Raw genomic sequence first — 26,330 nt, 5'->3', positions numbered from 1 at the left:
TTGATCAATCTTCCACTTGTTTAGAATTAATCAATCTAAACATAAGCGCAGATATTACACCGATGATGACAAACAGTAATAACGCTGCTGAAATCGTATATCCCATGTAAGGATCATTTTTGAAATGGGTGTAAATAAATAGATTTGGTGTCATGGTTGAATTTAACGGTCCACCATTGGTCATGACATACGCTAAATCGAACTGTTGAATAGCGCCTGTAAGTCCGACAACAATGACATATAAGAATACATTTTTTAATAAAGGCAATGTAATGAAAATCATTTTATGAAATGTATTCGCACCGTCTATTTCTGCAGCCTCATAATAAGAATCAGGAATATCATTGATACCAGCAAGGATAATGAGAGTCGTGAAACCAAATCCGAGCCAAATAGCTGGAAGTGAAATACTACCTAAGGCATACTTTACATCTGCAAGAAACGGAATAGGTTCGCTTCCAAATAAACTGACGATGTAGTTCGCTAAACCGCCGTTGTAGTTGTAAATGAACATAAACACGATTGAAGCTACTACCCCAGAGATTACGTGTGGAATATAGATAGATGTTTTAACGAAACCGCCGACCTTTGCAGTCAAATTTTTAATTAAATGTGCAAATAGGAATGCGGCAACAAATTGAATTGGTATAACAATGAGGGCGAATTTAATACCTGTCCACATTGCTTTATAGAACGCTTGGTCCTTTAATACGAGCAAATAGTTGGAAAATCCTACAAAAATAGAGTCTTGGTAAAAGCTCCATTGATAGAAGCTAACAAAGATGGCATAAAGTAGTGGAATGACAACAAAGACTGTTAGTAGACCAACAATTGGGAGTAACATGATATATGCTGTCTTCATATCGTTCTTTTTAAGAGTATTATTCATATGATTTCACCATCCTAATAATCAGGGCCTGGTAACACTGCTCCCCAGACCCCAATAAATTATTTAATTATTATTTTTTCGGGTTGGTTCCTGCGTAGTTATTATTTTTAATGTAATCATTGATTTCTTTCTCAGCAGTTTGTAGAGATTTCTCTAAATCTGTACCTTCAAGCATTACACGTTCTAGAGCAGTTGCATACGCCATACTAACTTCCCAAGCGTAGATTGGTTCAGCAACAGCATAAGGTACAACTTCTTCTGCAATTAATTTTCTCCATGGGTCATTTGCACCTTCAGAATCTTGTGCTAATACTTCGTCAACAGACTTACGTGCAGTAAATTTAGAGAATTTCGTTACATCTTTGAAGAAATCAACCATGATTTGTTCGTCGCCAGCTAGTAACCACTGGATAAATTCAGCTGATTCTTTTGGATGCTTAGAATTTCCATCAATTGTTAATGTCCAGCCACCTAATGAAGCAGTTGGCTTATCTTGATTTCCATCATTTGTAGGAACAACAGCAACACCGATATTATCTAAAAGATCCGGATAGTCATTTCTTAATTGACCAATTGCCCAAGAACCGTTAATTTGCATTGCTACTTGGCCTTCAGCAAGTGGTTTAATGTCTGTATATCCGCCTAATGGTTGTTTTGGAAGAATTCCAGATTGATACATTTCATTCCAGAATGTGATTAACTCTTTAGTAGGCTCGTTTACGATTGTTGCTTCAGACCAGTCTTCACTAATTGGTTGTTGACCTACCATTGCTTGGAAGCCCCAGTGTGTCCAACCATACTCAGCTGCGTTACCTGCCGCTGCTAATCCAAATACATTACCTTTTTTAAGCTTTTTACCGTATTCAATTAGCTCATCCCAAGTAACTGGAGCCTTTTCTGGGTCTAAGCCAGCTTCTTTAAACATGTCTTTGCGGTAGAACAATACTGCAGATGGTTCAGCTAACATTGGATATGCATAATGTTTACCATCTAGAGTAACGAATTCTGCAATGTTTTCATATAGGTCATCCCAGATAGCTGGGTCTGTATATTCATCTAATGGTAAAATTTTTCCTTGTTCAGCAGAGAAAATGATTTTATTATAGTTCATTGTTGTTATATCGGGGCTAGTTCCTGCAGCTTGTGCAGCGACAACTTTTTGATCCCATGCATCTCCAGGAACAATCTCAAGTTTAACTTCAACTTTGTCCTGTGATTTATTATAGGCTTCAATGTTTTTCTCCCACCACTCTTTGTCTGCATCTCCCCATTGTGGTGTCCAGAAGTTAAGAACTGTTTTGCCAGAATCTGATGAATCATCTGGTTTTTCTTCTTCTGTTCCAGCAGGACCAGTTCCTGAGCAGCCAGTAAGAATGGAAGAAATAATGAATAAAACTGTTAACATAAATGCTAAAAACTTAGGTTTCTTCATAAAAAATTGCCTCCCTTATTTTTTTGTTTTTTTTATAAGAACAACTTCAGGTGAAGTTCTCTTAACAAGTAGGTATGAACCTTCATTTCAGAAAACGTTTACACATTCAATAAAGCAACCACCCCCTTCAACAACAGGGTAGAAAGATGTGTTCTATTAAAATGCAATTCAGTAATTCTCGTATTCAGGCAGGTTGTCATATAGCTCAGGTTTTTTTACTAACTAGGTCATTAGTCAAAAAGTTCAGAACTTAATATCTGTAATCGTTTACATACAACGGATGGTTATAAACTGAAAACGCTTACTTATATGATATTATATGAATTATAACTTATCAATATTATTTTTGTGTTTTTCTTGATTATTAAATTTTTCGTCACATTTTTTTTAAAAAGCTCCTTTGAAAACAAGTAATCTATCAATTTCAAAGGAGCTCACATTGCTAAAAATTAATAATCAAAGCATTTCTTCAAGTCATCTGGGTTGAACGGTAAAGTATCTGGTAATGGCAATCTTTCCTTCACAGGGAGGATTGGATGAACCGTCTTGTGTGGTTCTGTTTGATACCAGTAAGCCGTACTTGAGTAATCATCACTTCTATTGTTGTTATGACCATGTTCAATCGATACCTTAATCGATTTATCAAACATAATCGGATCCTCAATATGATAGCGATAAGCAGTAATTTTACCAGACCAGTTCGGTCCTCCACCAAGGATAATTCCATGGTATGGTGTGCTTTGTTCTTGTTGTGGACACCATGCAGTGTTGAAATAGTCTTCCATTCCAGTTCCGTGAAGTGACGGGGGCCAAGGCTCTCCGTCGATAAAGATCATATCGTCTCCTTCACCATACCAGTTCCACTCTTGTGTAAAGCGCAAATTATGAATGTTGAGGTTACAGCCAACATAATGACCTTTTCCTTCTGCTTCTAAAATGACATAGTTTTCATCACCAGTCGTATTTTTACCTCCGAAGCAATACAACGCATTCGATACGTCACCTTCAATACCCTTTGTTAACTCTCTTGTCCAAAGTGCATGGAAACGCAATTGACTATCGATTTCTTTATCATAAACTTCATAATCTACGTAAAAATAAAACTTAATTGGCTCATCTGCATGGCTTTCAATTTCCACTCTTGCATTTTCGCCAAAGGGCATTGGAAACCAACAGTTCATCGCTGTTCCATTTTCAGGGCTCATTTGTAATGGAGCAGATACGAAGTTCTTTGTAATTCCATGACCCATTCCAAAGAAGTCACCAATTGGTGCTTGGACACTTGGATTTTCTTCCCCATCCCAGTACATACGAATAACAATTTTACGGTGTAAATATTCTTCCATAACATCATTTAGTGGAGCCATTGTCATCCATATATGTGTGATACAACCTGCACCTTGAAGGTTACAAATATCAATTTTTTCTCCAGGATAGATTTTTAAATAATCTCTGTTTCCTCCTGTTGTATCATAACTTGATGCTCTTCTTCTTTTGCTATCTCGCTTACGATATAAATCTCTTAAAGATGATCCTAAAAATGTCATGTTCATATTTCCTTTCTGTGCAATATTATTCATTTGATAGTATTATACATGAATTTTATTATTTTATTGTGTTTTTTCTGATAATTGTTTTCCAAGACTTCCGCCTGGATGATAGAGATGAAAATCCTCTTTCTTAAATCCTTTTAGGATAGAAAGTGCAACCGCTAACGCGTCTCCTATGACAAGAGTTAAGGTAGAACTTGTCGTTGGAGCTAAACCAAGCGGATCAGCTTCTCGATCATACTGATATCCGAGTGCTACATCAGATGCTTTTGCAAGAGTTGATTCCGTTTTAGAAGTGATGGCAATCTTTTTACAGCCTATTTTACCTAATGATGGCAGTAGACTTAAAACTTCACCCGTTTCGCCGCTATTGGAAATCATTATGACTACATCATTCTCCTGAATCATTCCTAAATCCCCATGCACACCTTCTGTGCTATGAACAAAGAATGCTGGAGTACCGGTACTGGCTAAGGAAGCAGCAATTTTTTTACCAATATGACCTGACTTCCCTACGCCTGTAATCACCACTTTGCCTTTACAATTTGCAAGTAGCGTGATGGCGCTTTCAAATTCTGGACCAACGTTCTCTGATAGTTTTTTGATCGAATCAGCTTCAACATCAATCGCGTTTTTCACATAGCTTAATAGATCCATAGTTTTCCCCTCTCACTTAGGTTATAAAATCTGTGAAACTACCTGCTAAAATCCCTAATCAAGAGATCTTTTTTTAGAAAATTGTTAACCTGTAATCGTTTACAGTTGTCTTAAAAAAAATATATTTTCTAAAGTGTGTGTAAACGTTTAACTATCGTACAAAAAAATTTGTGCAAACAAAAAACATGTAAACGTTTAACTTGAGTTTATGACAAGATTAAGATTATAGCAATACCTTTTTTAAATTTTTCAAATAAATTTTTCAATTTCGATACCCTCCTTGAAAATGGAAAAAGGCGAGACTATAGTCCCGCCTTCCCTAAACACTTTGTTTCTAAAATTTTTGTTACTTTTTCTGCCCTAATTTTGCTACATTGGATAATTTATTCAGGTCTATTAGAGAATCTGCTACAAATACTTCTAATGTGTAGCCTGAATTATTACCAGGCATTTTGAAACCACCTGAAATTTTTTCGACTCCACCTGAAGGAATGGATTGTGTGATTCCAGATAAATTCTCCATTTCACCCTTTTTGTTGTAGAGGGCAAAAACTAGTGTAACTGTCTTTTCTTCACTAGAGTTGTTACGAATATCGGCACTTGCCATAACAATGCCTTTTGTTGGCAAGTATTTTAACTCACCTCCATCACTTCCACTGAATACCGCATTGCTAACTGTGTATTCTTCTCCTGTTACTTTCACTGTTCTCGTAACCTCAGCTGCTTTATTTCCATCCGAATCGGTTACATTGTATTTTAAAGAATAGGTTCCAACAATGTCCGTATTTACCTTACCTGATACTTGAATTTTAGAAGTCAAATCCCCGTCTAAATTATCAATAGCCGTGGCACCAGGATCCGTAAATGAATCTCCCAATTTTAATTCAATTTCTGCTTCACCTTTGAGCGTGATTTCTGGAGCCGTTTGATCAACAGGCACTAACATATAATCATCCGCTTGAATCCAGGTATCCCCACCAGAATGCATGCCCGTAAATACGCGAACTGTTGTATTGTTGCCTGAATTGAATTGAACTGTAAGTTTCTCATAGTTATCATGTCTACCAAACTTCACTTCTTTTAAAATATCGCCAGCAGAACCTCTTACCCCAAAATACCCATTTGCATTATTTTGTGATGTTTTTACATAACCAGTTAGTCTGTAAACGGTGTTTGGTTGAACTGCAATATCTTGTGTGAAGGCATTCCAGCCTGTCGTATCGCGTAAATAAACATTATTCGTTCCAGCTCGTGAGGTTTTAGCACCTCTATCCACTCCACCATTTTTATTCCCTTCAATTACCCATGGCGGAGAAATCCTATTCGTTGTTTGTTGTTCAAATGATGGATCTTGAATAAGATTAGATACTGGAGTTCCTTTGCTTAGTGTTGAATGCATTAGCACCGTATTATATGGACCCCATTCTGACATCACAAAGTATAAATCATCCCCATCATTTGTCCACGGGTGAATAAATGCACCGTAAAGACCTGGGAATTCTGCACCTGTTGCAATTTCAACTTCATCTGACCATCCTCCAGTTAAGCTGTCAGAGCTTCTCATTACAAGTGCATAGCGGTTTTCATTGAGATACGTCATAATATATTTTTTGTATTTTGAATTATAAGCAACAGACAATTCACTAACTGGTGCTTCAATAACTGGTACTGCAGCAGCTTCATTGTTCTTAATCCATTCCGAGCCATTCCAGTATTCATATTCTTCTTTTACAAGCATATTTTCTGGCTTCACTCTCGCTAGATACGCTGCATCAAAGCGTCCAGCTGGTGTTCCGAACATGTAAACGTTTACAGAATCGTTTAAAAAAGCAGCCTGGGCAAACTTACTATCTGCACCCCATTTAATTCCGGACTTCGTCCAATTTTGTCCTTCATCATCAGAGTAAGCAATTTCAGAGAAATTCGTATTCCATCTACCGTTTGCTCCCCAATTACGGATCTGCATGTAATGAATAAAATGTCTGTCACCAACGGTTACTCCAGCAGTAGGAATGGCTGTAAAATCGCTGCTTCCTGAAGTATTATGAGCAGAATAAATGATTTCTTTTGCATAATTAGGAGTTTCTTCATCGGCAATCATCGTTGAAAATGTCATTCCATCTGTCAGGTCAGTGTCCTCTGATAAGGCCAATAGATTTCCTCTCCAGCCAGTACCTCCACCACCAAAGCCACCCCATCCATCATCATAGGAATCTCCAAAGGCAACCATTACTTTTTTGTGTTCTGGATCAGTTGTAGCATCCCAAACAATGCCTAGGTCAGTTGCTGTAAGTCCATAGTTCTCGGGAGTATTACTAGGATTCGGGATGGTTTCTCCCTCAAGTGTTCTACCTGTAACTCGAGCAATTTTTTGAGCTTTACTCGCAACGAGTTCAAAGCTTTCAGTTGGTTCTGCTGTGTCCGATGCAGTTGTTAGATTACTTTGTGTCTGCGCAAGTGATGGAATTGTAATCGATACAACGAGTAGTAATATAAGCAAAATAGAAAAAATAGATTTCGATTTTATACTTTTCACTAGTCTAACCTCCGAATAATATTTTGATGAGTGTAAGCGGCTTCAATTTACATTTTTTTGATTCCCTCCGTACGTTTTTTATTACCACTCTACTCAATTCAGATTATATTTGATAGATTTGATAAAGAAAACAGAATTTTCTTGACGATAATAGAAATAGGTAATAGTTCTTATGTTTTTCGAAATGCCTTTGTTAAGTAGGCTATTAATTTGAAAAGTTATTCTTGAATAGAAAATCTACTTACTATAGTTAAACTAAAATAAATCAACAAAATTAAAACCTTCGGTTAATGTTATAGATAATGTATGTAAAATGTAGGTTGATTTCCAGTCCAGGCGGACGCTTTCCGCGGGCTGGCCGAGCCTCTTCCCTCGCTACGCTCAGTCTGGGGTCTCGACTTTCCCACTTTTCCCGCTGGAGTCGCGTTCTTCCCTTCCAATCAACTAATTATACAAATAAAAAAGACTTCTTTCTCTCTAGTCATTAGAAAACTTAACCAGATATGAACTTTCTTTTTTATTTGAAATTTTCTGCTAAAAACTATTTCTACCAATCGTTTAATATATCCATATATCGGAATCTACACTATTTCATCAGAGAATATAATTCCATCTATATTCATTTATTTTTCACAAAGGATTATCATGCTAAAATAATGATACAGTTCTTCTTGCGCGATTGACCGAAAAACTCGCATTGCATATTTTTTAATTGAAGTATGACGGAGGAGCTATTTATTTGAATTCGACTAGATATGGTGAAAAAAGAACCAAACAATAGAATAGCAATCGTCACAAAAACATCATTAAAGGGTGAGAAGAAATTTCCAAATAACAACATTGGAACGATTGTTAAGAATACAAATATAAGTCTTCCCCATAATGTTATTTGGTGTTCGACCCTACATTGACTACATACAATTGGTCTATATCCTAACCAAAAAGATTTATAAATACTCGCCCAACTAAATTTTGCATTACAACTCTTATATTTTTGCATTACCTCATCACACTTTCTCTATATAATTATTCTTATATAACAAATTCATATCCCTTGGTTTTGGAACGGCATTTCATTCTCTTTAAAGTCTAATTTTAATTTTGATATATCATCAGGTAAAACTGACGATACAATAAATGTAAAAATGTCAAGGCTACCTCTTTCCGCTGGTTTATTAAATCACAGATTTTTTCATCAATAGATTCAATGCTGTTATCATAATGTTCTGCTGGTGGTTCGAATGAAATTCGTTTCATATCTTCTTCCTTCAAGGTAATATATATTACGATTATTTAAACATAAATGGTAATAGAGATAAAAAAATTTAATTTCGCCAGCTCAATCATTCATTACAATATTTAAACAATAAAAATCCCTAGCTTTTTTATATTATCCAATTGAACCTTCCATCTCGAATCTAATTAATTTCGCTTCAATCTGAATGAAATAGACTACAATTTAATCCACTTAAGTGTTGATATAAGGTCATTTGATAAAACATGTTAAAACCATTTATAAATTGAACTTTTGCACGTGGTTAGCATTGGTTAAAGTCACATAAAATAAGTGCTTTATACATTAAGAACTCATGGTTCCCGCTGTGAGTTCCTTTTATTTTTTTGAAGATTTTTATTGAACGCACCCGTTTGTTAAATAAGGATGAAGTATTACTATATAAGTAAAATTCACTTAATCTAGACATGATAATGGTTTAACACTGTCCATGATGATGTAATGTTCCACTGTCCCTCTATCTTATATTCTGTATAAATTAATTGTTTTTACAGACACTATTAAAAACGGTTGAAGGAAATGTTACAAATGACAAAGCGTCATAATAATGATAACCTCCTTGGTTATGAAAAAATTAAATCCATTCTTAATGAATCACCCGATTTGATTTGTCGAAAGCTTGAAGTTGGACAAGAGGGGATTCATATTATTTTTATGAAAAATTTAATTAAGCCAGAGATTCTAAATGAGTACGTCATTAAATACATTGAAGAACTTTCTGTAGAATACTTACATTACACCTATTTAATGAAAAACATACCTATAGATGAAATAAAAGTAAATTTGGAGGAACAAGAGATAATTTCTTCCCTATTAAATGGATTTGCTTATCTTTATTTTTTAGATGAGAAAAAGGCATTCATTGTGAACTGCGCAAATCCCATTGAACGTTCTATCGAGAAAGCAGAGACAGAATCGTTAGTATATGGACCTAAAATTTCGTTCACTGAATCATTAACTTCTAACGTTAAGATAATCAGACAAAATCTAAATGATTATAATTTGTGCACGGATGAAATAAAGATTGGGGAACGCCTTCAAAAGCAGGTAAGAATTGTATATATAAAAGATATTGCGAACCATGACACTCTTCAGACACTTAAGGACAGGATTAAACAATTAAAAATGGAAGATATAATTGACAGTTCGGTTTTGGCTCAATGCCTAGAAGATAAACATTACTCTTTACTTCCACAATTTATATTGACAGAGCTACCCGATCGATTCATCTACTCGATTTTAAACGGACGAATTGGTATTTTTATAGATGGTAGCCCAGTAGCAATTATAGGTCCTGCTAATTTTTTCTCATTTTTCGAATCAACAGAAGATATCTATTTGAGATGGTCTTTAAGTACATTTATTCGTTTAATCCGATTATTTGCTATGGTAGGTTCTCTTTTTTTAACAGCCATTTATGTGGCTACCATGACTTATCATTTTGAACTCATACCATCTAAATTGTTAATTATCATTGGACAATCACGTTCACAAATTCCTTTTCCACCATTATTAGAAGCACTCTTACTAGAATTGTTAATTGAATTACTTAGAGAAGCTGGGGCCCGCCTTCCTTCAAAAGTAGGACAAACAATGGGAATTGTAGGAGGTATTGTCATTGGACAAGCAACAGTTGAGGCAGGATTAACTAGCAATATTTTAATTATCATTGTTGCATTTAGTGCATTAGGGGCATTTTCGGCTCCTATTTATGAAATGGGCACTGCCGTAAGAATTGCTAGATTTCCAATCATTATTTTAGCAGGTGTTTGGGGGTTAAATGGAATCATTGTCGGTATATGTATTCTAATAGTTCACTTGTTAAGATTAACTTCCTTAAATAAACCTTACCTTGCACCTCTATATCCTCTAAGAATGAAAGATTTGAAATATTTTTTAATACGCCTCCCACACCATTTTTATATGAGGAGACCGTTAGTAAATCGACCAAAAGACTCCATTCGCCTAAAGGAGCGATTAAAAAATATAACAGATTTAGATGAATTTTGAGGTGCAAAATGAGATCAAATATACGTTTTGTTAACGCCTTTATGGCGTTTTATATCATACATACTTCGCAAATTGGTATGGGAATTCTTGGAGTTCCAAGAATTATGTATCTAGAATCAAAAAAAGATGCTTGGATATCCATTTTAATATCTGGATTATTCGTTAGCTTAATTACATGGTTAATGATTTCTATCCTAAAAAAAAATGAAGGTGGTACTCTATTTGAAATTCATGAACATATTTTCGGACGCTTTATTGGTAGTATCTTTAACTTCCTTATTGTCATTTACTTTATTGCCGTCCATTATTCGATCACCATTAGTTATGTAGAGCTGTCACTAACATGGGGATATGAAGGTGTCTATGAATGGGTAGGGGTATTAGCTTTGTTAATATTAACCATTTATGCTGTATCCGGTGGATTTAGAGTTGTGACCGGTGTTTGCTTCTTATCCTTTTTATTGACTATATGGCTGCTATTTGTTGTGTATCAACCACTTCAAAGGATAAACCTAACTAGGATTTTACCTATTATGACGACAACTCCTTCAGAAATTATAAAAGGAGTTTTCAAGAGCAGTTATACAATGTTAGGTTTCGAGACGTTACTTTTTATTTTTCCATTTATAAAGGAGAAAAATCAACTACACCTGTTTAGTCAAATAGCAGTCTGGTTTACGACCATTCTTGTTTTAATAACAACTGTCGTTTCTATTTTATTTTTTAGCGGGAAAGAATTAGAGAAGAACGTATGGCCTGTTGTCAGCATGATTAGCACAGTCCATTTTCCATTTATTGAGCGCTTTGAATTTGTTGCAGTTCCATTGTGGATTTTAGTTATTTTTCCAAATCTATGTATCACTCTATATATTTCTTCCAAGGGTATTAAACAGATTTTTCATATAAAACAAAAATATGGAATATGGCTCATCTCAATTATCCTTTTTATCTGTAGTTTTTTAATTACTAAAAGAGTAGATAATAATTATTTTTTTGATCAAGTTGGCAAAACTGGATTTTTCCTGTGGTTTATCTATCCGATATTCTTGTATGGAATAACCATTATAAAATTAAAAATCAATACTCGTTCAAGACGGAGTTGAAAGAATGAAAAAAATTGTTATTCTGCTATGTTCTCTTCTTTGTACTGCATGTATGGCCCCTGAAAAAATAATAGAAATGCAAGGTATTTCAACTATTATTGGTTTTGACTTTCTTGATGACAATACATTCAAAGGCACTATAAGTTTGTTACAGTTTGACCGAAAAGAAGAAAATACGAGTGTAACCCTTTCTGCTGAGGGAACGACTAGTAAACAAATCAGACAAAAACTAGAGGAACAGACAAGCCATGACATTACATCTGGTCAATTAAGGACCATACTGTTTAATAAAAATATGGCAGCAACAGTAGGAATTTCTTCTTTTCTGGACACAATGCAACGAGATAGCAGTATCAGTTCTTTAATATTTTTGGCCATTACTGATAATGCTGAGGAGACGATTAACAATACAAACTATGAAGAATATCCCGAAATGGGATCCTATATCTATCAACTATTGGATAAACACGAAAAGAAAGAAATGTTAGTCAACTCTAACTTACATGATTTTATAACCACACTATATGAAATTGGTATCGATCCTACCCTCCCCATCATAAATAATGCAAATGGGGTAGCACCTTCTATAGATGGTGTTGCATTATTCAAAGAAGATAAAATTGTTGGGTCTATTTCGTTGATAAACACCCTTTATATAAAATTATTCACAAATAATAAGGCATTTTTAGGTGATATAACTGTAGAGATCGCTACTGAAGAACTAGAGAAAAGGGGTATGGCCGAACTCAACCTTTCTAAAAGTGATAGTTATAAGATTACACTTCATCCAATAAAGTACAAAGGAAACATTGAAATAAAGAACCCAGAATTTGTTCATTTAAATGCAACGATATCCGTTTCAACATTAGAATTTCAACCCTCTACTTCTGTGAAAAATAAAGATTCACTAAAGAAAATGGAGCAACTAATTGGTGAAGCACTAAACAAAGAATTTAGATATATACTTGAGGAATTAAAAAATTTAAATACTGATCCCATCGGCATTGGAAGAAAAATAAGAAGTATTAGAAAATATTCCCATCTAACTGAGGGAGATTTAAGACAAAATTACTCAGCACTAAAGATAAAACCAAATATACAGGTGGAAATTAAGCGAACTGGATTAGTTGATTAACATGTTGTTTTTAGTAAGAAAAACAGTGGAAAAACCGCCCGGTCCTTTTTTGTTAGAGAACATCCGAGAGTTAGTACTCTAAACCATGTACTCCTTTGTAATATACAGGATACATTTGCCCACCACACTTCTCACATGAATACATCGGTGGTGTCGAGGGATCCCACTTTATTGTTGAACGCCTTTTGTAATCGGGGTGGATTCTTCTATTTTTCCTTTTCTAAAACCCTTTGCGTATTAGTTTTAATACGAAAGTCTGCCACAACTTTCGAAGCATTTCAAATGGCAAGAAATCGTACTGTTTCCACTCTCCATTTTTAGTTAAACCACCCATTGTGACTAACATATACATGGGGATTAAAGTTCACTCTAGAACCGAAGGTGCGTAGACCAGTTCTAATTCCTGGAGTTACTTTAGCATTTTTTCAAAGAATCCCTTAATCAAATGAGCTGCTTCATCCATAAGATCTTTTAACAAATGTCGATGTAGTAAAAATACATCACGTAACCCTTCATCTATCGAAAAATCAAATGTCTGTGGTTAACTTGTACAACGTCTTCTGTAAGTAAACGACCCTATTCTTCGCTTTCACCAACCGAACAAGTTGTGCAGAAACGCCCATTACAACGATAAGGAATTTTTCTAACATCATGGCAACCTTCACAGGAAAAGTTTAACACCATTTTTCGTATTTCCGCATCCTCTGGATTTTTCTACTTCCTTAGAGACAATTTGGCGGATTTTAGTTTCATGCTTTGTAAGAAAGTTATCCCATTGGTTATTTCTATCGAAGATTATCTGTCTCAAAATCTTGTTTTCCATGGCAATCGAGTAGGAGGATAATCATTAATTGATTATCCTCCTACTCGATTGCCATCGTACTTAAGGTTCCGTATACGGTGGTTCAACTTTATCCTAAAAGTGAGGTCACTTGACAATTTCGTTCATATCAGGAAGCTCACCGCCCGCACCCCGGAAAGCAAGTACTCGGAGCGGGAATCAATGGATATCAACCGCAATTTGATCCAAAAATGACAAAAGACACTGAGAGAGCGTCTCTCAGTGTCTTTTGTCTATGAAACCCTTATAAAATAAGTTTTTTTCTTCATTAACCGATAGAACCTTCCATCTCGAATTTGATGAGACGGTTCATTTCAACGGCGTATTCCATTGGAAGTTCTTTTGTGAATGGCTCGATGAAGCCCATTACGATCATTTCTGTTGCTTCTTCTTCAGAAATACCGCGGCTCATGAGGTAGAATAATTGTTCTTCTGATACTTTTGAAACCTTCGCTTCATGCTCTAGAGAGATGTTGTCGTTTAAGATTTCGTTGTAAGGAATTGTATCAGAAGTTGATTTGTTATCAAGAATCAATGTGTCACATTCGATATTAGAACGTGCGCCATCAGCCTTGCGTCCAAAGTGAACGATACCACGGTATGTTACTTTTCCGCCTTGCTTAGAAATTGATTTTGAAACAATTGTTGAAGATGTATTTGGTGCCAAATGAAGCATTTTTGCACCTGCATCCTGGTGCTGACCTTTACCTGCAATCGCAATCGATAAAGTCATACCACGAGCGCCTTCACCTTTCAAAATAACAGCTGGGTACTTCATTGTTAATTTTGAACCGATGTTTCCATCAATCCATTCCATTGTTGCGTTAGCATCACAAACCGCACGCTTTGTAACTAAGTTATAAACGTTGTTTGCCCAGTTTTGGATTGTTGTATAACGGCAGTAAGCATCTTTTTTGATAACAATTTCAACAACCGCACTGTGAAGTGAGTTTGTTGTATAAACAGGAGCTGTACATCCTTCAACATAGTGAACATGTGCGCCTTCATCAACGATGATAAGAGTACGCTCGAATTGTCCCATGTTCTCAGAGTTAATACGGAAGTAAGCTTGTAAAGGCGTTTCAACCTTTACGCCTTTTGGTACGTAGATGAAAGATCCACCAGACCAAACAGCTGAGTTTAATGCAGCAAATTTGTTATCTGTAGGTGGGATCGTTTTTCCAAAATGCTCACGGAAAATGTCTTCATTTTCTCTTAAGGCAGAATCTGTATCCTTGAAAACAATTCCCATATTTTCAAGGTCTTCTTGCATGTTATGGTAAACAACCTCAGATTCGTACTGAGCAGATACACCAGCTAAATACTTTTGCTCTGCTTCTGGAATACCAAGCTTATCGAAAGTTTGCTTAATCTCTTCAGGAACTTCATCCCAAGAGCGTTCTGTTTTCTCAGATGGTTTTACGTAGTACGTAATTTCATCAAAGTTTAAAGAGTTTAAATCCCCTCCCCATTGTGGCATTGGCATTTTATAAAAATGCTCCAATGACTTCAAGCGGAAATCTAACATCCACTGTGGCTCTTCTTTCATTTTAGAAATTTCTTCTACGATTTCACGTGTAAGACCACGTTTTGATCGGAAGATGGAAACGTCTTTATCATGAAAGCCATATTTATAATCACCGATCTCAGGCGCTTTTTTTGCCATCGAAAGTCTTCCTCCTTCATAAAAGGACAAAGGGTATTGCTCCATCCCTTATATCCCTATTCTATTATTGTTCATCTTCCTTTAGGCCTTTTTCCATTGCCTTCCATGCTAAAGTAGCACATTTAATCCGTGCTGGAAATTTGGATACGCCTGAAAGTGCTTCAATGTCACCTAAATCTTGTGTCTCGTCATAGTCTTTCCCTTGCATCATATCGGAAAAAATCGTTGAAAGCTTTAAAGCTTCTTTTATATCCTTCCCTTTAATCGCTTGAGTCATCATAGATGCAGAAGACATTGAAATGGAGCAACCTTCACCTTCAAATTTCGCATCCGTTACTTTTCCATCGTTCACCTTAAGCGTCAATTGAATACGGTCGCCGCAGGTTGGATTATTCATATTTATCGTTAAACTGTCATCCTCTAAAACACCTTTATTACGAGGATTTTTATAATGATCCATAATCACTTGTCGATACAATTGATCCAAATTATTAGAAGACATCCGAAAAATACTCCTTTGTTTTGAGAAGCCCAGATACGAGCTTATCAATTTCCTCTTCTGTGTTATACAGATAGAAGCTAGCACGAGCTGTTGCCGATGCTTTTAACCATTTCATTAATGGTTGTGCACAATGATGTCCAGCGCGAACGGCAATTCCTTCCGCATCCAGTACAGTCGCTACGTCATGCGGATGTACATCCTCTAAGTTAAAGGTAACTAGGCCTGCTCGTTTTGCTGCATCCTTTGGACCATAAATGGTCATCCCTTCAACTGTAGACATTTTTTCAAGAGCGTATGCTGCCAAGCGATGCTCATGTGCTTGGATATTGTCCAAACCTACTTCTGTTAAAAAGTCGATCGCCGCACCCAATCCAATTGCTCCAGCAATTATCGGTGTTCCACCTTCAAACTTCCATGGAAGCTCCTTCCAAGTGGAATCATATAGGTCAACAAAATCAATCATTTCCCCACCGAACTCGATTGGCTTCATGTTTTCAAGAAGCTGTTTTTTTCCATATAAAACACCAATTCCTGTTGGACCACACATTTTGTGACCAGAAAAACCAAGGAAATCGATGTCTAAGTCTTGAACGTCAATTTTCATATGTGGAGCAGCTTGCGCACCATCCACGACCATTACCGCACCATTGCTATGTGCAATTTGGGTAATTTCTTTAATTGGGTTCATCACACCTAGAACATTCGAAACCATCGTTACCGATACAAGCTTCGTATTGACATTAATCGTCTCTTGAACATCTTCAAGTAGAATCGTTCCATCTTCTTGAAGAGGCAAATATTTTAACGTCGCACCTGTTACTTTTGCAAGCTGTTGCCAAGGAATGATATTGCTGTGATGCTCCATATAAGTGATGACAATCTCATCACCTTCTTGAAGATTCGCTCTACCATAACTTGCTGCAACAGTGTTCAACGCTGTCGTTGTTCCTCTTGTAAAAATAATCTCTTGAGTCGATTTGGCATTGATAAATTTTCTTACCTTATCCCTTGCACCCTCGTATCCATCTGTCGCTTTTGTTCCCAGTGTATGTACACCACGGTGAACATTCGAATTGTATTCACGATAATACTTATCTACAGCTTCAATGACTTGGATAGGTTTTTGAGAAGTAGCTGCACTATCCAAATATACAAGGGGATTGCCATTGACTTCCTGATTTAAAATCGGAAAATAAGAACGAACATCCGAGATATTCATTATTTTACTTTCCTTTCAATCACTTCACGCAGTTGGTTTTTAACTCCTTCAATTGGAAGTTCATTCACAACTGGCGCTAAGAATCCATGAATGATTAGTCTTTCCGCTTCTTTTTGAGAAATTCCACGGCTCATAATGTAGTAAAGCTGTAATGGGTCTACACGTCCAACAGAAGCAGCATGTCCTGCTACTACATCATCTTCGTCAATTAGAAGAATTGGGTTCGCATCCCCACGTGCACCTTCACTTAGCATAAGAACACGAGATTCCTGTTGCGCATTAGACTTAGAAGCACCATGCTCAATTTTACCAATACCGTTAAAAATAGAGCTTGCTTGATCCTTCATAACACCATGCTTCAAAATAAAGCCTTCGGAATTTTTACCAAAATGAACTACCTTTGTTGTGAAGTTTTGAGTTTGCTCACCACGTCCAACAACAACGGATTTCGTGTCAGCAAGAGAACCATCACCAATAAGGTTTGTTGTATTTTCAGAAATTGTATTCCCATCGTTCATTAGGCCAAGTGCCCATTCTATTCTTGCATCACGACCAGCATGGCCACGACGATTGACATAAGTAGTTGTTCCTTTAGCAATTGTATCAACCGCACCATATTGGACTTTTGAGTTTGTATTCGCAATCACTTCAGTCACGATATTGAAGATTCCATTGGAAGAATCAACAGTAGAAATATAGTTTTCTACATAAGTAACAGAGCTGTTATCTTCAGCCACAACTAATACGTGGTTGAACATATTTGCTTCTACTTCATCATGAATAAATACGGCTTGAATTGGTGAAGATAATTCAACATTTTTCGGTACGTATACAAATACACCACCGTTTAATAATGCTGCATGAAGAGCTGTTAATTTATGCTCATCTACCTTCACGGCATCCTTCATGAAATATTTTTGTAAAAGGTCTCCGTGCTCTCTTGCTGCAGTGAAGATATCTACAAAAATAACGCCTTTTTCTTGAAGCTCTTTCGAAACTTTAAGAATAGAAGGACGGTTATTACGTTGAATATATAGATTCTGCTCTTCTACATCAACATCCACTAGAGCTTTCACATCAAAAGGAAGATCATGTAAAGATGCGAAATCATCACTTTTCACAATATGCTTTTCAAATTGTGTAAAGTTCCATTTATCTATTTTTGTTTTATCTGGTCTAGGTAGTGGTAAAGTTTCCACGCTCTCAAGAGCTTCTAGACGTAGAGCTGTTAGCCATTCAGGCTCGCCCATCTCTTTAGAGAAAGAGCTAACATACTCTTTATCAAATGGTAATTTAATTTCAGTTGTCATTTCGATCCTCCTAACGCTTATGCTTCTTGCCCAACTGTTTCGTCTTCAATGCCTAGTTCTTTCTTAATCCAGTCGTATCCTTCAGCTTCTAAACGAGTTGCAAGCTCAGGACCACCAGATCTAACAACACGACCTTGCATCATAACATGGACATGGTCAGGAGTAATGTAGTTAAGTAGACGCTGATAGTGAGTGATGATTAAGCACCCAAAATCAGGGCTACGCATTTCGTTAATTCCTTTTGATACAACTTTTAATGCATCGATATCAAGACCAGAGTCGATCTCATCAAGGATTGCAATTTTTGGTTCGATCATCATTAATTGAAGAATTTCGTTACGCTTCTTTTCTCCACCTGAGAACCCTTCGTTTAAATAACGTTGAGCCATTTCAGGATCCATTTCTAAGAATTCCATTTGAGAATCCATTTGACGGATGAACTTCATTAATGAAATTTCATCACCTTCTTCACGACGTGCATTAATTGCAGAACGTAAGAAGTCAGCATTTGTAACACCACTGATTTCGCTTGGATATTGCATTGCTAAGAAAAGGCCTGCACGAGCACGCTCGTCAACTTCCATCTCTAGAACGTCTTCTCCATCTAATGTAATGCTACCACTAGTTACTTCATACTTTGGGTGTCCCATAATAGCAGAAGATAAAGTTGATTTACCTGTACCGTTTGGTCCCATGATAGCGTGGATTTCTCCACCTTTGATTTCAAGGTTTACACCTTTTAATATTTCTTTACCTTCAATAGAAACATGAAGGTCTTTAATTGTTAAAGTAGATCCTGACATAATAATACCTCCGTAAATTAAAAGAAAGTTTTTATCTCGATTGTTTTTTCCAATCGTTATTCTCACTTTATTCTCATTACAATCTTATAACAAATGAAATTTGATAGCAACTCTTTAGCAACCTTAAAACAGATTAAAATATATCTTAAAAATATCTCTCCCATCTCCCTATGTATTACCTACAATCATTGAATTAATTGCCACGGTTTTCTACGGATTCAAAAATTTGTTCAATATATTTTCTCCATAACCACTTTATGTATGTATGCATGTTCTAATTGAGAATGAAGTTCAATTGAAATGGGGAAAAAGCGGTTCATTAAATGCTAGAATTGTGTATTGTGAATGAGAATGGTGGAAAACTGGATAACTTATGTGGATATCTTTTTTGTTTTTTTGGAATTTTTCGATTTTAACAGTAGTCTATGTGGATATCTCTGTTTTGGTCGGTAATCCTGGGGACATTTTTTCGTTTTCTACTGAGTTCTTATCCACATCAGAACATTTTGTGGATATCTTATCGGTTAATTCAGAAATTTTTGTCCACACTTCAAACCCATGTGGATAACCTGTTCGTTTTTCATCCGAATCGAGTAAAGTATAGGAAATCTCGATGCTTGTCCACATGATACCCACAAATAAAACCAGCGTCACAACAAATTCACGCTGGCTTGGCTTTTCATTATATTTGTCTGTTGAGCTGTCTTCTATCCAAATCAGCCACTAGACGTTGAGATTGAATATAGTCCTTTTCCCGTCTTCGCTCAACTTTCATTCGGACCTCGAGCTTTTGACTATAAGATGCGTAGGTCACCTTATGAGCACTGTGCATCGCCTTTTCCATTTCACTTGTGTAGTTCAGATTCAAAAAACTGATAGGGAACCATTCCTTTCGGTTTAGTTACATTTATTATGCTAGCAAACACATACCTGACTACACAAAGACGATATACAGAGATATCCACGCCTCACAACCACTGAGGCGCTATCTCCAAAGATTACCTAGCGCATCCTTACAATCGAAGCCAATTCCTTACAAATTGAAAAGGTACCTCTTAAAAGAGATACCCCACATCATTATTCAGATACTGGAACGACAGCACCTTCATATTTTTCTAAAATGAAATCTTGAATTTCTTTTGAACGAAGTACTTCAACTAGAGCTTTAATTGCTTCGCTATTTTCATCACCTTTATTAACCGCAATTACGTTAACATATGGTGAATCACTTTCTTCAATAGCAATGGAATCTTCAATTGGATTTAATCCAGCATCGATTGCATAGTTAGAGTTGATTAGTACAGCATCACCTTCATCATTGTTAAAGATTTGAGGTAATAAAGATGCTTCGTACTCAGCATCAAATTCTAATTTCTTTGGATTATCTACGATATCATCGATAGTTGCTTCTGTCTTTTCTACGCCTTCTTTAAGAGTAATCAAACCTTCTTTTTCAAGAAGAGATAAGATACGACCGTGGTCTGGAACTGAGCTACTGATGATGATGTGAGCTCCTTCTGGTAGTTCATCAAGGCTCTTATATTTCTTAGAATATACACCGATTGGCTCGATATGAATGCCACCAGCGTTAACAAAATCATAACCATTTTCAGCAATTTGTGCATTTAAGTAAGGGATGTGTTGGAAATAGTTTGCATCTAAATCCCCTGCTTCTAATGCTTGGTTCGGAAGAACATAATCCTGGAATGTTTCAATTTCTAGCTCTATACCTTTTTCTTCAAGTAAAGGCTTCGCTTCTTCTAAAATTTCTGCGTGAGGTACGTTCGATGCACCTACAACAAGAGTTATTTTTTCTTCTGTTTTTGCATCATCAGCATTTCCGCCTTCAGTTGCTTCTTCATCCTTGTTTGTACCGCAAGCTGCTAAAAATAGAATTAGTGCAAAAGGCAATAAAATCGTAAGCCATTTTTTCATTTCTTTCCACTCCTTATCTTTTATCTAATTTATTTGTTATAAAATCTCCAATAAATTGGAGGATAAACACGATAACTAAAATAACAATTGTGGCCATTAAGGTCACATCACCGCGAGAACGTTGGAAACCTTCGAGATAGGCTAAATTTCCAAGTCCACCAGCACCGATGACACCTGCCATCGCTGTGTAACCAACAAGGGCTATTGCCGTAACGGTAATCCCTGATACAAGAGCTGGCATTGATTCTGGAAGCAATACTTTGAATATAATTGTACTCGTCTTTGCTCCCATTGATTTTGCCGCCTCGATAACACCCTTATCAATTTCTCTTAAACCAATTTCAACCATTCTGGCATAAAACGGTGCCGCTCCGACAATTAATGCAGGCAGTGCAGCATTTTCTCCAATCATCGTATCGAGTATAAGCTTCGTAAATGGAATTAGAAGCACGATAAGAATAATGAAAGGAATTGAACGGAAGATGTTCACAAAAGCACTGATAATTTTATTGATAAAACCATTTTCCCAGATATTTCCCTTTGAAGTAAGAAACAGCAATAAGCCTAATAGAATCCCTAGAATAAAGGTTGCTAGAACAGAGATACCTGTCATATAGAGCGTTTCTCCAGTTGCTTCCCACATTCTGTCCCATTTTACATTTGGAAAGAGTTCATTAATCATTTTTTATCACCTCTACTCCAACCTGCTGTGCTCTAATAAATTCAATTGCATTAGATACCTCAGTTCCATTTCCATCTAGATGAATGAACAATGTTCCGTAAGAACCATTCTGAGTTTGCGAAATTTTCCCCTGCAAAATATTGACTGTTACATCAAACTTCCGAATCAAATTGGTTATAATCGGTTGCTCTGCTGATTCTCCGACAAACCCAAGTTGAACAACGGTTCCCTGAGGATATTGCTCAATTAAATGCTCAATCGTTTCTTTTGTTTCTTCCGGCTCTGTCACTTGTTGGACAAATCGTTTTGTGATTTGCTGCTGTGGGTTTTTGAATACTTCAAGAACCGGTCCTGTTTCCACGACTCTTCCGTCTTCCATAACAGCAACACGATGGCAGATTTTACGAATGACGTGCATTTCATGAGTAATTAAAACAATTGTTAATCCCAATCGCTTATTGATATCTACTAACAAATCCAAAATAGAATCCGTTGTTTGCGGGTCCAAGGCTGATGTCGCTTCATCACAAAGTAAAACTTTCGGATTATTCGCTAATGCTCTTGCGATTCCCACTCTTTGTTTTTGGCCTCCACTCAGTTGGGACGGATAGGCATCTTCTCTCCCATCTAGTCCAACGAGTTTGATTAACTCAGCCACTCGTTTTTGTCTCTGTCCTTTAGGGATACCCGCGATTTCTAAAGGAAACGCGATATTTTCTCTAACTGTGCGAGACCACAGTAAGTTGAAGTGCTGAAATATCATGCTAATTTCTTGGCGAGCTTTTCTTAACTCATTGCCTCTAATGCTTGAAACCTGTCTACCAGCTACTGTCACGGTACCTTCAGTTGGAAGTTCGAGTCCATTCAACATTCGAATTAATGTACTCTTCCCTGCACCACTGTAGCCGATCACTCCGAATATTTCGCCTTCATTTATCTCAATGCTGACATCATCAACAGCTGTCACTTTTCCGCGAATAGAAGAATAGATCTTTTTTACATTTTCTATTGAAATCAAGTGTTGTTCACCCCTTGCATATTTCCGATTATCCTCATCAATTTGCCCTGAATTATAAGCAATTGCTATCTTGCTAAACTTATCTTTAGCACCCAATTCATTTTCATTCACAATTCTAGGTACTGTTCTTGAAGTTTCCTGAAAATAAAAATGCCTTTCTGCAGACAAGCAGAAAGGCATGAAATATCAAGATTCCTTTCTCTCATCTATCAAAGCAATCTGCTTTGTGTGAATTGGCACCATTTCAATGTCGCACATTGACGGTTGCCGGGTTTCATAGGGCACTTCCCTCCACCTCTCTTGATAAGAGCGAGCTATGTAATTGTTTTTAAAGAAATAATAATCTGATAGTTATATTATCATGCCATAACAAGGGTGTCAAGTACAAAAGCGCAAGCGCCTTGCTCAGCCCCGACAGCTGCTTGCGGACCAGATGAGGAAGTTCGTTCTTCAACTTCATCATCTGGTCTGAAGCGACCAATGAAAAATTGAACTTTATTTTTCAAGAGAGGGGCTAGGCGCTGGAGCTAAACGTAGACACACTTAATAAAAAAGTTATACACAAAAGCGAAATCTACAATTTCCTATTAAAACGAAAAAGTTTTATCCCGCAATGAATTGATTTTGTTTCGGAATAGCCAGGATAAACAAGGACTCCAGTAACAACGAAGCTCGCATTGTAGATTTAAGATCGATCTCATTATTTTTGCTAGCAGTCCTAAGTTTAATCTCTCCTAAAACCAACTTGTTCAGGTCTGGATTCTTTCCTGAAATAACAACATCCACTCTTTCTTCCTGATTTTGATTCAAAATCAACTGGCCATTTTCTATTTTTAAAATAACTTCTTCCTCTTCTGAACGCAAAAGGACAGTCAATTGATTAGTTAACAATGAGGCAAGATGACCTCTTGTATTTACTTCCTCCACCAATACACGCAATAATTCCAACAAGCTAAATCCTCCTAAGTGTTGCTGGTTTCATACATATATTCGGCTAGTTCTCTTCCATTTCCTCTTATTTTCATTCGACAAAACACTTCGTAAGAGATCAGGAATCCACACAATTTCCCGAGAAATATGTAGTTTCATGCTATTGAGCTGTCTTTACTGTCGAAGGAACCACTTGGTTTAAGACTTTTGAACACTTTTAAGAAATAAAGAGAACCGACTAAGTACAGACCAGCCGTAATTGAGAAGACTATCGCATAGCCCCAGTAAGCACCATGCTCTATCACGATTCCGGTTGAGACAGGTCCCATAATCGCCCACCCCAGATTAAAAACCATCTGGTTTATGGAATTGGCTAGCCCTTTTACCGAATTATCGACCTTCGACATCATCAACGACGTCTGAATTGGATTACCTGCATTCATGAGCGCTTGTCTAAATAAGAACCCAACGGCAGCGAACCAAAGATTTTCGGTATAGGCGGTTAATAGGAGAAATGGCAAAGATGACAATTGTAAAATCACAACTGCTTTTACTTCTCCAAACCGTTTTACCATTAATGGACCTATGATCATTGCGACCGCAGTGGCAGCTTGACCAAGAGATATAATGAGTCCAATGACTGAATTGGAGGCGAAAAATCGATCTGCAAAATAGAGATTTAAATAAGGAATGACTAATCCCGCTCCGACACCTATGATTAATTGGGATACGGCAAACAAAAGAATAATTTTGACACCCTCTCGTTGTGAACGAAATTTTTCTCTTAATGGAATCTTTATTTCCTTTTCTTTCTTCACTTCTCTTACCTCATGAAAATTTGCAATAGGGATTAAAGCAATAAGAAAAATCCCTCCACCGATAAGTAAAGTAAGGCGAATGCTTATCAATTGTGAAAAATATATAGCAAAGAAATCCGTTAATATGCCTCCAAATAAATTCCCGATAACGCTCGCACCTGTCATTACCGCTGAGTAGATGCTAAATAGGTATACACGCTGACCAGGCTTTGAGTTTTCCGACAACCAAGGGATGGCTGACACCTGAAAGAATGCTATGGCTAACCCTGTTGCAAAAGCCAAACTTACCAATATGGATTGACTCTCAAAAATGCCTCTCATTAGCAACACGAGTCCTGCTAAGAACACTCCAAAAAGCATTGTTTTCTTTCGTCCAAAACGATCACTGAGTATCCCAGCTGGCACAAGGAGCAAAGCCGTTGCTAACGACGTCATTGAAATAACCTGGCCATTTACTTGCTCATCATAACCAAGCTCCCGAACATAAAAGTTATAAATCACCATGAAAACACCTAATCCAATTTGCACAAAAACATTGGCTAGTATCGTCAATCTGATGTTTTGATTGTAGCTTTTTATCTGTGAAGACCATTCTTTCAAAAATGGCATTAGAGTAATCTCCTTCTGATTATTTCGTATCCCTAAATATCATAATATCTCTCCATTTGAAAGTAAACAAAATTTTCGAAAAAATAAAAGACTCTACAAAAGAGCCTTTGCTATAATCGTTTCATACAAATAAGGTACTGAATGAAACGCATATAATTTTTCAATAATCTCTGATTCCTTGAAAATTAATAAACACGGGACACTTTCAACTTCCCATTCTAATGCCAATTGGGGAATATAATTTAAATCGCATTTTCCCCACGTTTGGTTAGGAAATAATTCGGCTACAACCTCAATCATTTTTCCAGCAACCTGACAGGTTCCACACAAGGGGGTATAGAGGTATAAAATAAAATTGCCCTCTCCCTTTAATTTTTCATTGATATCATCTTTATTCCATTCTTGCATTTAGTCCTCACCATCTCTATTTATCCAAAAACCATGCATGGACATCAATATTGGCCGCCAAAAGAACAGTAGCTAAGTGATGTTCCGGCGTCGTGGCAACCTCCCGATACATTTTATCAATATAGAGGTGTTCTGCCTCTGGAAGCTCCCGTATGAATTGTTTCCTTAGCTTTTCGCCAGCAGCATCGGCATCCACTAAAATGTACGCATCTTTTCCCGTAATATATTCGATTAGTTCATCTAACCGTGAGATGCTTATCGTTCCGTTTGTACAAATAATTTCAACAGGTTCTTTGACAATGCTTTGTACTTTTCGCTTATCAGTCGTTCCTTCAACGATAATGATCTTCTCTGCGTACATATCATTCATCTATATCACCTTTGGCATATTGGTAACTACTATTATATGTTTTCGAGAACGGAGAGTTCATCTCCTTCCTATTTTAGAAAAATACGAAGAATGATACTTTTCTCCTTCTTACAGCTAGCAGGTTACTATAAAGAGTGAACGTTCATATAGTTAGTGTTTCAAAAAAGCCAAAATAAATGAAAAACGCCCCTAAAAGGGAGCGCCGTTGAAAATTAGTCTTCGTTAATCATGCTTGCATACTCTTCTGCAGACATTAATTTCTCTACATCTGAAGCATCAGCTGGTTCGATTACAATCATCCATGCTTTTTCATATGGAGATTCGTTAACAAATTCAGGACTATCGTTTAATTCTTCGTTAATTTCAATAACTTTTCCGCTGATTGGAGCATATAACTCAGACACAGTTTTAACAGATTCCACACTTCCAAACGGCTCGTTCGCTGTCACTTCATCTCCTATTTCAGGAAGCTCAACGAAAACGATGTCCCCTAGCTCTGATTGTGCAAAATCAGTAATCCCGATACGTGCCTGTTCTCCCTCAATCTTTACCCATTCATGCTCTTTTGAATAACGTAATTCTTTTGGTGTAGCCATGTTAACCCCTCCATTAT

The 26,330-nt window shown here is 36.7% G+C and carries 24 protein-coding genes, 1 pseudogene and 1 riboswitch; of the genes and pseudogenes, 3 read left to right on the top strand and 22 right to left on the bottom strand.

What is annotated here, in order from left to right; all coding sequences use genetic code 11:
• Window positions 1-4: 4 nt before the first annotated feature.
• The 6 genes from FA727_RS18510 to FA727_RS25115 form a co-directional block, all read right to left on the bottom strand.
• Entirely contained in the window at window positions 5-889 is an 885-nt protein-coding gene (locus FA727_RS18510; RefSeq protein ID WP_136833023.1) for a carbohydrate ABC transporter permease, read from the bottom strand.
• A 70-nt stretch (window positions 890-959) separates the two neighbouring features.
• Complete coding sequence (locus FA727_RS18505) at window positions 960-2,321, bottom strand: ABC transporter substrate-binding protein (protein ID WP_136833022.1); 1,362 nt, start codon at window positions 2,319-2,321, stop codon at window positions 960-962.
• Between the two features lie 449 nt (window positions 2,322-2,770).
• Window positions 2,771-3,901, bottom strand: coding sequence for a glycoside hydrolase family 172 protein (locus tag FA727_RS18500; RefSeq protein ID WP_246041960.1), 1,131 nt, complete (start codon window positions 3,899-3,901; stop codon window positions 2,771-2,773).
• 30 nt (window positions 3,902-3,931) lie between these two features.
• On the bottom strand, window positions 3,932-4,528 hold the full coding sequence (locus tag FA727_RS18495) for a KpsF/GutQ family sugar-phosphate isomerase (RefSeq protein ID WP_136833020.1): 597 nt from the start codon (window positions 4,526-4,528) through the stop codon (window positions 3,932-3,934).
• 346 nt (window positions 4,529-4,874) lie between these two features.
• Window positions 4,875-7,064, bottom strand: a complete 2,190-nt coding sequence (locus FA727_RS18490) for a DUF4185 domain-containing protein (RefSeq protein ID WP_136833019.1) — start codon at window positions 7,062-7,064, stop codon at window positions 4,875-4,877.
• 643 nt (window positions 7,065-7,707) lie between these two features.
• Window positions 7,708-8,064, bottom strand: a complete 357-nt coding sequence (locus FA727_RS25115; RefSeq protein ID WP_136833018.1) for a TIGR04104 family putative zinc finger protein — start codon at window positions 8,062-8,064, stop codon at window positions 7,708-7,710.
• Window positions 8,065-8,877: 813 nt separating this feature from the next.
• Between FA727_RS25115 and FA727_RS18480 the strand changes: the two genes are divergently transcribed.
• The 3 genes from FA727_RS18480 to FA727_RS18470 are packed head-to-tail and all read left to right on the top strand — an operon-like array spanning window position 8,878 to window position 12,606.
• Window positions 8,878-10,368 (top strand): spore germination protein, encoded by a 1,491-nt coding sequence (locus FA727_RS18480; protein WP_170209289.1) that lies wholly within the window; start codon window positions 8,878-8,880, stop codon window positions 10,366-10,368.
• An 8-nt stretch (window positions 10,369-10,376) separates the two neighbouring features.
• The gene (locus tag FA727_RS18475) at window positions 10,377-11,471 is read left to right on the top strand and encodes a GerAB/ArcD/ProY family transporter (RefSeq protein WP_136833016.1); all 1,095 of its coding nucleotides are present in this window, start codon (window positions 10,377-10,379) and stop codon (window positions 11,469-11,471) included.
• A gap of 4 nt (window positions 11,472-11,475) precedes the next feature.
• Window positions 11,476-12,606, top strand: a complete 1,131-nt coding sequence (locus FA727_RS18470; RefSeq protein ID WP_136833015.1) for a Ger(x)C family spore germination protein — start codon at window positions 11,476-11,478, stop codon at window positions 12,604-12,606.
• A 229-nt stretch (window positions 12,607-12,835) separates the two neighbouring features.
• On the opposite strand, the pseudogene FA727_RS25455 reads toward FA727_RS18470, so the two are convergent.
• The 16 genes and pseudogenes from FA727_RS25455 to gcvH all read right to left on the bottom strand — a co-directional run.
• A pseudogene (locus FA727_RS25455) lies at window positions 12,836-13,429 on the bottom strand (IS91 family transposase); the annotation flags it as partial.
• 286 nt (window positions 13,430-13,715) lie between these two features.
• The gene (gene sufB / locus FA727_RS18460) at window positions 13,716-15,113 is read right to left on the bottom strand and encodes a Fe-S cluster assembly protein SufB (RefSeq protein WP_136833014.1); all 1,398 of its coding nucleotides are present in this window, start codon (window positions 15,111-15,113) and stop codon (window positions 13,716-13,718) included.
• 64 nt (window positions 15,114-15,177) lie between these two features.
• Window positions 15,178-15,615, bottom strand: a complete 438-nt coding sequence (sufU, locus tag FA727_RS18455) for a Fe-S cluster assembly sulfur transfer protein SufU (RefSeq protein WP_136833013.1) — start codon at window positions 15,613-15,615, stop codon at window positions 15,178-15,180.
• Window positions 15,605-16,834, bottom strand: a complete 1,230-nt coding sequence (locus tag FA727_RS18450; protein WP_136833012.1) for a cysteine desulfurase — start codon at window positions 16,832-16,834, stop codon at window positions 15,605-15,607. The genes sufU and FA727_RS18450 overlap by 11 nt, the downstream gene beginning before the upstream one ends.
• Window positions 16,834-18,144, bottom strand: a complete 1,311-nt coding sequence (gene sufD, locus FA727_RS18445) for a Fe-S cluster assembly protein SufD (RefSeq protein ID WP_136833011.1) — start codon at window positions 18,142-18,144, stop codon at window positions 16,834-16,836. The genes FA727_RS18450 and sufD overlap by 1 nt, the downstream gene beginning before the upstream one ends.
• Before the next feature lie 17 nt (window positions 18,145-18,161).
• Complete coding sequence (sufC, locus tag FA727_RS18440) at window positions 18,162-18,947, bottom strand: Fe-S cluster assembly ATPase SufC (protein ID WP_136833010.1); 786 nt, start codon at window positions 18,945-18,947, stop codon at window positions 18,162-18,164.
• 423 nt (window positions 18,948-19,370) lie between these two features.
• A complete protein-coding gene (locus FA727_RS18435) occupies window positions 19,371-19,574 on the bottom strand; it encodes a hypothetical protein (RefSeq protein ID WP_136833009.1) in 204 nt (67 codons plus the stop codon).
• A 55-nt stretch (window positions 19,575-19,629) separates the two neighbouring features.
• A complete protein-coding gene (locus FA727_RS18430) occupies window positions 19,630-19,815 on the bottom strand; it encodes a YuzK family famiily protein (protein WP_136833008.1) in 186 nt (61 codons plus the stop codon).
• 209 nt (window positions 19,816-20,024) lie between these two features.
• Window positions 20,025-20,882: a MetQ/NlpA family ABC transporter substrate-binding protein gene (locus FA727_RS18425; protein WP_136833007.1), complete on the bottom strand. Its 858-nt coding sequence runs from the start codon at window positions 20,880-20,882 to the stop codon at window positions 20,025-20,027.
• A 13-nt stretch (window positions 20,883-20,895) separates the two neighbouring features.
• Window positions 20,896-21,564: a methionine ABC transporter permease gene (locus FA727_RS18420; RefSeq protein WP_136833006.1), complete on the bottom strand. Its 669-nt coding sequence runs from the start codon at window positions 21,562-21,564 to the stop codon at window positions 20,896-20,898.
• On the bottom strand, window positions 21,557-22,582 hold the full coding sequence (locus FA727_RS18415) for a methionine ABC transporter ATP-binding protein (protein ID WP_136833123.1): 1,026 nt from the start codon (window positions 22,580-22,582) through the stop codon (window positions 21,557-21,559). Before FA727_RS18415 ends, FA727_RS18420 begins: the two co-directional genes overlap by 8 nt.
• A gap of 199 nt (window positions 22,583-22,781) precedes the next feature.
• Window positions 22,782-22,892: riboswitch (SAM riboswitch) on the bottom strand.
• A 293-nt stretch (window positions 22,893-23,185) separates the two neighbouring features.
• A complete protein-coding gene (locus FA727_RS18410; RefSeq protein ID WP_136833005.1) occupies window positions 23,186-23,533 on the bottom strand; it encodes an SCP2 sterol-binding domain-containing protein in 348 nt (115 codons plus the stop codon).
• Window positions 23,534-23,667: 134 nt separating this feature from the next.
• Window positions 23,668-24,939: an MFS transporter gene (locus FA727_RS18405; protein WP_136833004.1), complete on the bottom strand. Its 1,272-nt coding sequence runs from the start codon at window positions 24,937-24,939 to the stop codon at window positions 23,668-23,670.
• A gap of 93 nt (window positions 24,940-25,032) precedes the next feature.
• Window positions 25,033-25,347, bottom strand: a complete 315-nt coding sequence (locus tag FA727_RS18400) for a thioredoxin family protein (RefSeq protein ID WP_136833003.1) — start codon at window positions 25,345-25,347, stop codon at window positions 25,033-25,035.
• Window positions 25,348-25,363: 16 nt separating this feature from the next.
• Window positions 25,364-25,717 (bottom strand): toprim domain-containing protein, encoded by a 354-nt coding sequence (locus FA727_RS18395; RefSeq protein WP_136833002.1) that lies wholly within the window; start codon window positions 25,715-25,717, stop codon window positions 25,364-25,366.
• 212 nt (window positions 25,718-25,929) lie between these two features.
• Entirely contained in the window at window positions 25,930-26,313 is a 384-nt protein-coding gene (gene gcvH, locus FA727_RS18390; protein WP_136833001.1) for a glycine cleavage system protein GcvH, read from the bottom strand.
• Window positions 26,314-26,330 lie beyond the last annotated feature (17 nt).

It is taken from the genome of Robertmurraya kyonggiensis, from assembly GCF_005116465.1.
Lineage (GTDB): Bacteria > Bacillota > Bacilli > Bacillales > Cytobacillaceae > Robertmurraya > Robertmurraya kyonggiensis.
The sequence above is the reverse complement of the archived record's forward strand: the minus strand, read 5'-3'. Positions and strand labels throughout refer to the sequence as shown.

What these genes read in the sequence shown, in the direction of transcription:
- FA727_RS18510 (WP_136833023.1), bottom strand. Translation starts at nt 889, where the DNA reads ATGAATAATACTCTTAAAAAGAACGATATGAAGACAGCATATATCATG.
- FA727_RS18505 (WP_136833022.1), bottom strand. Translation starts at nt 2,321, where the DNA reads ATGAAGAAACCTAAGTTTTTAGCATTTATGTTAACAGTTTTATTCATT.
- FA727_RS18500 (WP_246041960.1), bottom strand. Translation starts at nt 3,901, where the DNA reads ATGAATAATATTGCACAGAAAGGAAATATGAACATGACATTTTTAGGA.
- FA727_RS18495 (WP_136833020.1), bottom strand. Translation starts at nt 4,528, where the DNA reads ATGGATCTATTAAGCTATGTGAAAAACGCGATTGATGTTGAAGCTGAT.
- FA727_RS25115 (WP_136833018.1), bottom strand. Translation starts at nt 8,064, where the DNA reads ATGCAAAAATATAAGAGTTGTAATGCAAAATTTAGTTGGGCGAGTATT.
- FA727_RS18480 (WP_170209289.1), top strand. Translation starts at nt 8,878, where the DNA reads ATGTTACAAATGACAAAGCGTCATAATAATGATAACCTCCTTGGTTAT.
- FA727_RS18475 (WP_136833016.1), top strand. Translation starts at nt 10,377, where the DNA reads ATGAGATCAAATATACGTTTTGTTAACGCCTTTATGGCGTTTTATATC.
- FA727_RS18470 (WP_136833015.1), top strand. Translation starts at nt 11,476, where the DNA reads ATGAAAAAAATTGTTATTCTGCTATGTTCTCTTCTTTGTACTGCATGT.
- sufB (WP_136833014.1), bottom strand. Translation starts at nt 15,113, where the DNA reads ATGGCAAAAAAAGCGCCTGAGATCGGTGATTATAAATATGGCTTTCAT.
- sufU (WP_136833013.1), bottom strand. Translation starts at nt 15,615, where the DNA reads ATGTCTTCTAATAATTTGGATCAATTGTATCGACAAGTGATTATGGAT.
- FA727_RS18450 (WP_136833012.1), bottom strand. Translation starts at nt 16,834, where the DNA reads ATGAATATCTCGGATGTTCGTTCTTATTTTCCGATTTTAAATCAGGAA.
- sufD (WP_136833011.1), bottom strand. Translation starts at nt 18,144, where the DNA reads ATGACAACTGAAATTAAATTACCATTTGATAAAGAGTATGTTAGCTCT.
- sufC (WP_136833010.1), bottom strand. Translation starts at nt 18,947, where the DNA reads ATGTCAGGATCTACTTTAACAATTAAAGACCTTCATGTTTCTATTGAA.
- FA727_RS18435 (WP_136833009.1), bottom strand. Translation starts at nt 19,574, where the DNA reads ATGTGGACAAGCATCGAGATTTCCTATACTTTACTCGATTCGGATGAA.
- FA727_RS18425 (WP_136833007.1), bottom strand. Translation starts at nt 20,882, where the DNA reads ATGAAAAAATGGCTTACGATTTTATTGCCTTTTGCACTAATTCTATTT.
- FA727_RS18420 (WP_136833006.1), bottom strand. Translation starts at nt 21,564, where the DNA reads ATGATTAATGAACTCTTTCCAAATGTAAAATGGGACAGAATGTGGGAA.
- FA727_RS18405 (WP_136833004.1), bottom strand. Translation starts at nt 24,939, where the DNA reads ATGCCATTTTTGAAAGAATGGTCTTCACAGATAAAAAGCTACAATCAA.
- FA727_RS18400 (WP_136833003.1), bottom strand. Translation starts at nt 25,347, where the DNA reads ATGCAAGAATGGAATAAAGATGATATCAATGAAAAATTAAAGGGAGAG.
- FA727_RS18395 (WP_136833002.1), bottom strand. Translation starts at nt 25,717, where the DNA reads ATGAATGATATGTACGCAGAGAAGATCATTATCGTTGAAGGAACGACT.
- gcvH (WP_136833001.1), bottom strand. Translation starts at nt 26,313, where the DNA reads ATGGCTACACCAAAAGAATTACGTTATTCAAAAGAGCATGAATGGGTA.